Here is a 7,071-nt window from a genome sequence, read left to right as displayed (position 1 = left end):
AGTCGCGGGCCAGGGTGGTCAGGGCGGTGCCCGCCACCATCCACCTCAGCAGGAGCACCGCCTGGGCCCGGCAGGTGGCCGCCCTCTGCCACGGCCTCATGTCATGGGCCCTGCGGTGGGCGGCCAACCACAGGCAGATGGTGTGGGCGATGGACTCGGGAACATCCAAAGTGGCAGGATAGGACAGCACGCGGGGACCCCCTGGTAGTGATTCGTGTGGTTAGAACACACTATCCCGGGCGGCCCCCGCGCGCACCACCCCCGCCCCCGCCCAATCCCCCCCGCGCCACTGCGCCGATCCCGGCCAGTCCAGGGGCCCTCCTGGTGAGAAAGGCTCAGTCAGCGATCTTGAGGTCCTGAACGCTCATCTGCGGGATCGTATCGTGAATGCTCACATGTATGATATTAATGTGAAGAACCTGCGTCTGGCACTTGACATAGATGGTGTACCTACTCTTGATGAAGTGCATGCTAAGACGATTGTGTGGGAGTTATGCAGGAATCATATCGCGGATTATGTCTCTGCCATGGAAAATGATTTCCTCGGTCAGTCGATTATTTTGAGAGATGACACGCTGATCAAAATTATTGAAGAACAGTGCGACGTGTGGGCGAACGATCAATTGCGTGACATTATTGCTCGTAGCGCCCCCTCTGCGGCGATTGCGACCATCGAGGATGTTCCGGCGCAGACTTGGTCGGTCGTTGTTGATTCAAAGCGAATGGTCCCAACAGTGGCAAACCTCCTCGCCTATGTAAAGCTGCACGGTGTCGATAAAGAATTGTCCACTCTGCTCGCCGGGGACAGGGATGAGCCGGTCGAGCTGCAGAACATCCAAGAGGTTGCGGGCGAGGACAGGAATGCTCTGGCCGTTCAGTTGCTGAACGCTTCGGAGTATCTGTCTGCGAATAACCGTGTCCGACTTGTCGGGCAGTTGAGCCTCGAGTCTGAAATTGAACCGACGAGTGTGATTCCGAGTCCCAATCTTCTTGCGCAAGCGCTGAAAACCGGATTGCTGCCAGATACCTTCGAGTCCTTCGCTCATTTCGCGACAGGCGGATGGGAATCGGTTTCCGATGCGTTCGCAGTGTCGAAGAAGATCTCAGAATTCATGAGACCTGCTCTTGTGGAGGACTTCGTCGTTGAATTTCTGGAAGACCAGGAGATTCCCTGTGCGTTGCGCCGGATTGTAGTAGAGAATCTCGGCGAGTATGTGCCCAATGATGATAAGCAGGCCCTTGAGGCTGTCGGCCAGTTCGCACTCGAGCATGAAATCTGGCTTCCCCTGGAGGACATCCGTCGTATTGCCCGTGTCACGCAGAACTCGAATGTGATTCCGAAACAACTGGCACATGCGGAGAATGTATCTGCAGATGACCTCTTTGTCATCCTTACGTCTCTTGGTCGACCCTACGACAAAATGTTGGAAGGTTCAGGAGTTGAGTTCCACCTTCCCGCGAGTGCTCATAATGTGAAACTAGTCGAGCGCCTTCAATCCGCAGGCCGGATCGAGATAATTCAGGAGCCCGTTGGAAAAAACATGCGAATTCGAACTCTTTAAGATTGAAGGTTATTCGGGGGGTAGTTTTGAATACGTAGGTTGAGAGTGCGGCGGTGATGGTCTGTTCGAATGTGTGCAGGGGGCGGCGGTAGTCGGTGCGGGTGGATTCTCCAGGACTTGATGTGGGCGATAGTGCGCTCGACGACCTGGCGGATCCGGTTGATGCGCTTGTTGGCCTCTTCGGCCGCTTCGCTCAGTTCTCCGTTGGGGGGCTTCTTGTGGGGCGTGATCATTCCCCTTCCGACGTTTCCCTTGTCGGCGATCCATCCGGAGGGGTCGATTCCGTCGAGCAGTCCGGAGGCGTCCAGTGCGGCCACGTCGTGCATGGACCCCGGGCAGGGGTCCGAGGCCCACGCCAGACGCCCACTGAATAACCCTCAATCGGTCGGAGCGACTCTCCGGCGATCGTCGGGGACAGTACAGTATTCGAGTGAGCGCCCAGTGGAGGATATGCTTCGCGTGGCGTCAAGGAGGGGCTGAAGATGTCGAACTCGTCGACTACCACTGACACCGACCTCATCGAGCCGATCCACCCGGGAGAGATCCTCATGGAGGACTTCATCAAGGGCTTCGGGATCACGCAGAGCCGCCTCGCCGCCGCCATCGGGGTGCCGCCGCGCCGGATCAACGAGATCGTGCACGGCAAGCGCGGGATCACAGTTGGCACGGCCGTCCGGCTCGCCAGGCACTTCGGTACGTCCGCCGAGTTCTGGATGAATCTCCAAATGCACTACGAACTGCGGTCGGAGCGACGGGCTCTGCAGGACCGGCTCGAGCGCATCAAACCGTTGGAGCCCGTCCATGAGCGCCGTCGGCGGGCATATCCCTAACTCAGCCAGGGCCACTCGCTCGTGAGGTAGGCGCCGACGGCGCGGTGGCGGAAGTCGTAGGGCCTGCCGCGCCGGATGATTCCGCGGGTGAGGTCCAGGCGCTGCGCGGTCGGCCCCGCGTCGGTCGTCCTCTCATAGCCCATGGAGCGGGCGATGTTCGTCAGGGTGCGCTCCTCGGGCGGAAGGGCCGCCATGGACTCGAGGAAATGCCGTTCGCGAGGCGGGAGCCGGTCGAGGATGCGCTGCACATGGGCCTCGGCCTCGGGGGCGGCGTCGCGCCACCCCGTCCTGACGTGCTCGGCGGTGATGAGGTCGTCGGTTCCCGCGTACCAGGCGCGCTCCCCGGCGAGCTGGAAGAGGAACGGCTCCCCGTGGGCGAACTCGACGATGGCGCGCTGCGCGGCGGGCTCCATGAACACCCGCCCGACGCCGCCGGCGTCGTCGGCGATCGGCCAGCCCTCGGTGACGAAGGGCTGGAGCGCGCTCGTGAGGGCGTCGTCGTCGATGGCGTCGAGGGTGGTCGTCCGGAATCGACGGGCGAACGTGGCGCCCTTCCGGGCGCCGGTCGTGTCCGCGAATTCGGGCAGGCCCGTGAGGTACACGGCGATCGGCAGGCCCCGCTCGATCCGCAGCCCGCCCGGGACGTCGACGGTCTCCTCGTGAGTCAAGGCGTCCCCCAGGGCGATGAGCAGCTGCGAGCGGGCGTTCTCGTCGCCGATGTTCTGCACCTCGTCGATGTGGATGACCACCATGACGTCCCCGCGCCGGATCGCCGCGCGGCCGATCTCGATGAGGAGGTCGGTCAGGGCGATGTACGGCTCGGGCCCGTCCTGCGCGCGCACGGACAGCGAGACGCCGGAGGCGGCGACGGTCTCGACCCTGCGCAGGAGGTCGCCGATGCGCTGCTCCCGGGCGGCGGCCAGGCCCGCCGCCGCCGATAGGTCCAGGAGCGCGGAGGCGACCCTTTTGAGCGGGTCGGTGCCGGAGGGGATGCGCAGCTGCGGCGTGGCCCAGTCCCCCGACTGGGACGCCTCGCGCGCGATCCGGCGCACGAGCGAGGACTTGCCGGAGCCGGCCTCCCCGAGGATGGTGCGGCCCCGCTCGTGCAGGCCGGCGGCGCGGCGCGGGCGCAGGATATCCCGCCAGTCGCTGAGGTGGGAGGTGCGGCCGGCCCACACCTCGGGCACGGTATCGGAGCCCGGGCTGAACGGTGAGTCGAGCGGAGACCTCATGATGATAAGTTTATCGAGGTTCGGCGGCCTTGATAAACTTATCAGGACTGCCGGGGCGGGCGCCGACGTCGGGCGGGCGGCACACTGTCCCCATGGACGATCTGCGCATCCCGCCCGGCCCCGGCTGCCCGCGGGGGCTGCGCGTACCGGCGGCCGAGCTGATCGAGCGCTTCTCCCACGCCTCCGGCCCGGGCGGTCAGGGCGTGAACACCTCGGACTCGCGCGTGCAGCTCGGCCTGGACTTGGCCACCACCACCGCCCTTGACGAGCATCAGCGCGAGCGGGCCCTGGCGCACCTGGGGGAGCGCCTGACGGGCACCGTCTTGACGGTCGCGGCGGCCGAGCACCGCTCCCAGCGCCGCAACCGCGCGGCCGCGCGCGAACGCCTGGCGGCGCTGCTGCGCGCGTCACTGGTCCCGCCGCGGGCTCGACGCGCGACGAAGCCGACCCGCGGATCCCGGCGGCGCCGCCTGGCGGCCAAGAGGAGGCGCTCGGAGATCAAGGCGCAGCGGCGCCGTCCGAATATCGACTGAGCCGCCGGCGCGATCCGGGAAAGCCGCGGCGATCGGGTGCCATAGATATTCCTCCCCATAATGCGGGACGATTCGGAATGCGGCGCCGATACGATTCGGAAATCTTAACGTGCTACTCTGCCGAGGTGAATGAGAATAGTGAATCTGCAATGCTCCTGCGCCGGGCCGAGGACCGGGACGTGGAGGCCCTGGTGGAACTGCGCGGACTGATGTTCGAGGCCATGGGTGCGACCGGGGACCCCGAATGGCGGAAGGCGGCCTCTGACTGGTTCGCCGAGCACATCGATGACGCCCGGGTGGGCGCGTTCGTCGTCGACCTGAATGGCGAGGTGGTCGCGTGCGCCGTCGGGGTGATCCGCGATGGGATCCCCTCGCCGGGGCTCCCCTCGGGCACCGACGTCGCCATCAGCACCGTCTGCACCCGGCCCCGGGCGCGCGGCCGGGGATACGCCCGGGCGGTGTCCAGTGCGGTGCTGCGGTGGGCGCGGGCTCAGGGGGCCGGACGGGCGGAGCTCATGGCGACGCAAAGCGGCCGGCACCTGTACGAGTCGCTCGGCTTCGAGGACGCTGACTGCCCGGCGATGCGTGCGCGCCTGACGCTGCCAGAAGGCTGACCCCACCGGTTCCGCGCGAGCAGTCGACGGCGCTTCCGGATGGGCTGAGCCTTTCTCACCGGCACCGGAGACGCTCCGGGGCGGGGCCGGCGCCGCGGTCCGCGCCGGCCGCGGCGCCGGCCCCTTCCTCGTCGAGATGTGCGTTTTGCCCTCGAGATGTGCATTTTGCACTCGAGAACGACGGTTGGAACTGCACTTTCGAGTGCGAAGTGCACGTCTCGACGTCAGAGGGCGCCCACCGCGGTCGCCGCTCATCCCGCGACGCCCCTCCCGGGGCCCGCGGCGGCGCTGGTTGTCCAAATCTGCCACAAAGGCCCGGATCGCGCCGGGGCGTGCGAAGAGAAACGTTGATACTCCGCGCCTCTTCTCGCCGCCGATCCCGCCGCGGAGCGCCTTTGTGGCAGATTTGGACACGCCCCCGCCCCGAACCGCCTCAAGAACCCCACCCGCACCACTCCGCGCCCGCCCGCGTCACCACGGCGATCCCGACCCGCGAGCCGCTGTTCCCGGCGAGGAAGGCTCACCGCTTCATTTCGGCGAGTGATTGGCCGCCGGGGGAGTGCGGCCTACCGGTTGCGAGTGGAGTCGCAATAGATTGATGTGCGGCTGGCGTGTCGTCAATTCGGTCACCGAGCCCTTCCCGCTAGGAAAGCCTGGTCCTGACGCGAAAAGGCCAGCGCCGCCAGCCGTGCCCCGCCCCCGGGGCGATGTGACCAGCATGGGCGGCTGCCGGGTCGACGGCGCAGGTGATCGACTCCCCGGGGTGGCGATGGAGCCAGCGCCCGCCGCGCCGGGACGGAGCGCGTCGATGCGGGACGGGGCCCGCCGATACGCGCCGATGCGCGTCCGATGCGGGAAATCTCCTCGCCGTGACCCGCCCGCGATCCTCGCGCGACATTCGGTATTCATATGTGACTCCATTGGGACCCGTCCGTGACGGGAAGACGATTCGCAGGCGGTAGGCTGGGCGGCCGCGCGCAAGAATTGCGTCACTCTGATCCTCCGCGGAGGACCGTCTGAAAACGGAGCGTGAATGACTGGGTTGTGGAAGGGGCGCCGGCCCCGCGGAACGCGGGCCCCGCTGCCCGGGATCCTGCTCGTCCTCCTCTCGGCGGCGCTCATTCTTCTTCCCGGACCCAATACGGCCCGCGCCAACACCCTCACACCGGTCGACGACGTCCTCAGCGCCGTCGGCGGGAACGTCTACATCTCCAGAACCCCCAACGGGGACACCGGGCAGTTCTGGGCGGACGGCGCCTGGCACGACTTCGCCGAACTCGACCCGGCCGACAAGAACACCCAGGACGGCCCGTCCGTGAGCATCGGCAACGGCTGGTACATCTCCTGGGACCACGCCAAGTACGGGGGGACCTACCTGGTGTGGCGCTACCCCGACGGCGGACAGCTGACCTACGCCGGCTCGACGTGGCCCGGGTTCAAGGTGAGGCTCAACGACATCGGCTACACCTCCACCGGGGAGAGGATCGACTCGATCATCGACTTCACCTCCGTGTACGCCTGGCAGGCCAACGGTCTTAACGAGCCCAGATGGTTCACGCCCTTCGAGATCTCCAGGATCTACGGCCCGCTCGCGGCGGCCGAGTCCAATGACGACGACGCGGCCGCCGTCGGCGTCGACTCCACCTTCACGACCACCCTGGTGAAGACGGGGACGGACACGCCCATCGACCCCGACAACCGGATGGACATCGTCTACTGGGACATCGACCAGCCGGTCCACCACACCCCCGACGGCGCGCGCACCAGGGACTTCGCCTCCGAGTGGCGCGAGGGCGTGCACCTGGTGAGCGGTTACAAGGACGAGGTGGTCATCGGCAGGAGCACCGACCTCATCGTGAGCGATGACAACACGTGGTTCAGATCGGGGGCCGAGGACCCCTCGGGCACGCCGACCAACCGCTCGACGATCGTCGCCAAGGCGGGCCCGCAGTACACCACCCAATGGCGGGGCGAGTCCTGCTCCACGGGCATCGGCTACGACTCGAAGGTCGCCGTCTACCCCGAATGGACCGACCCCGTCAAATCGCCGCCCCAGCAGATCAGGAGGCGCGGCGAGACCGCCTCCTTCGACATCACGCAGACGCTCCCCCACGTCGCCGACAGCAACCGGGCCGACTCGATCATCATGACGGACACCCTCGATGCGGCCCTCGACGCCTCGCAGGCGACCGTGACGGTCCGCAGGGACGGCGTCGACGTGACGGACAACTGGGATGTCCGCATATCCGGGCAGACCATTACGGCGACGGCGAAGAACACCGGTCACGGATAAGCCGAGT

At 66.3% G+C, this 7,071-nt stretch carries 8 protein-coding genes; 6 read left to right on the top strand and 2 right to left on the bottom strand.

The features are described 5' to 3' along the window. Nucleotides 1-410: 410 nt before the first annotated feature. Nucleotides 411-1,562, top strand: coding sequence for a hypothetical protein (locus G446_RS19775; RefSeq protein ID WP_156916507.1), 1,152 nt, complete (start codon nucleotides 411-413; stop codon nucleotides 1,560-1,562). Here G446_RS19775 and G446_RS19115 read toward each other — a convergent pair. After that, nucleotides 1,559-1,879 carry a transposase family protein gene (locus G446_RS19115; RefSeq protein WP_245574575.1) on the bottom strand — a complete coding sequence of 107 codons (321 nt, stop codon included), beginning with the start codon at nucleotides 1,877-1,879 and terminating at the stop codon, nucleotides 1,559-1,561. The genes G446_RS19775 and G446_RS19115 overlap by 4 nt on opposite strands. Before the next feature lie 113 nt (nucleotides 1,880-1,992). Here G446_RS19115 and G446_RS20855 point away from each other — a divergent pair, with 113 nt between their 5' ends. Next, complete coding sequence (locus G446_RS20855) at nucleotides 1,993-2,070, top strand: hypothetical protein (protein WP_245574577.1); 78 nt, start codon at nucleotides 1,993-1,995, stop codon at nucleotides 2,068-2,070. Then, nucleotides 2,045-2,392 (top strand): HigA family addiction module antitoxin, encoded by a 348-nt coding sequence (locus G446_RS0103915; protein ID WP_026409162.1) that lies wholly within the window; start codon nucleotides 2,045-2,047, stop codon nucleotides 2,390-2,392. Before G446_RS20855 ends, G446_RS0103915 begins: the two co-directional genes overlap by 26 nt. Here the strand turns inward: G446_RS0103915 and G446_RS0103910 are convergent. Continuing rightward, entirely contained in the window at nucleotides 2,389-3,624 is a 1,236-nt protein-coding gene (locus tag G446_RS0103910; protein WP_026409161.1) for an AAA family ATPase, read from the bottom strand. The genes G446_RS0103915 and G446_RS0103910 overlap by 4 nt on opposite strands. A gap of 92 nt (nucleotides 3,625-3,716) precedes the next feature. Here G446_RS0103910 and arfB point away from each other — a divergent pair, with 92 nt between their 5' ends. The 3 genes from arfB (at nucleotide 3,717) to G446_RS20545 (ending at nucleotide 7,064) form a co-directional block, all read left to right on the top strand. After that, complete coding sequence (arfB, locus tag G446_RS0103905) at nucleotides 3,717-4,157, top strand: alternative ribosome rescue aminoacyl-tRNA hydrolase ArfB (protein ID WP_026409160.1); 441 nt, start codon at nucleotides 3,717-3,719, stop codon at nucleotides 4,155-4,157. A gap of 125 nt (nucleotides 4,158-4,282) precedes the next feature. Next, the gene (locus tag G446_RS0103900; protein WP_245574574.1) at nucleotides 4,283-4,771 is read left to right on the top strand and encodes a GNAT family N-acetyltransferase; all 489 of its coding nucleotides are present in this window, start codon (nucleotides 4,283-4,285) and stop codon (nucleotides 4,769-4,771) included. A gap of 1,033 nt (nucleotides 4,772-5,804) precedes the next feature. After that, nucleotides 5,805-7,064, top strand: coding sequence for an isopeptide-forming domain-containing fimbrial protein (locus tag G446_RS20545; protein ID WP_211228232.1), 1,260 nt, complete (start codon nucleotides 5,805-5,807; stop codon nucleotides 7,062-7,064). Nucleotides 7,065-7,071 lie beyond the last annotated feature (7 nt).

It is taken from the genome of Actinomyces dentalis DSM 19115 (assembly GCF_000429225.1).
GTDB classification, from domain to species: domain Bacteria; phylum Actinomycetota; class Actinomycetes; order Actinomycetales; family Actinomycetaceae; genus Actinomyces; species Actinomyces dentalis.
This window is presented reverse-complemented; position numbering and strand designations above follow the sequence as displayed.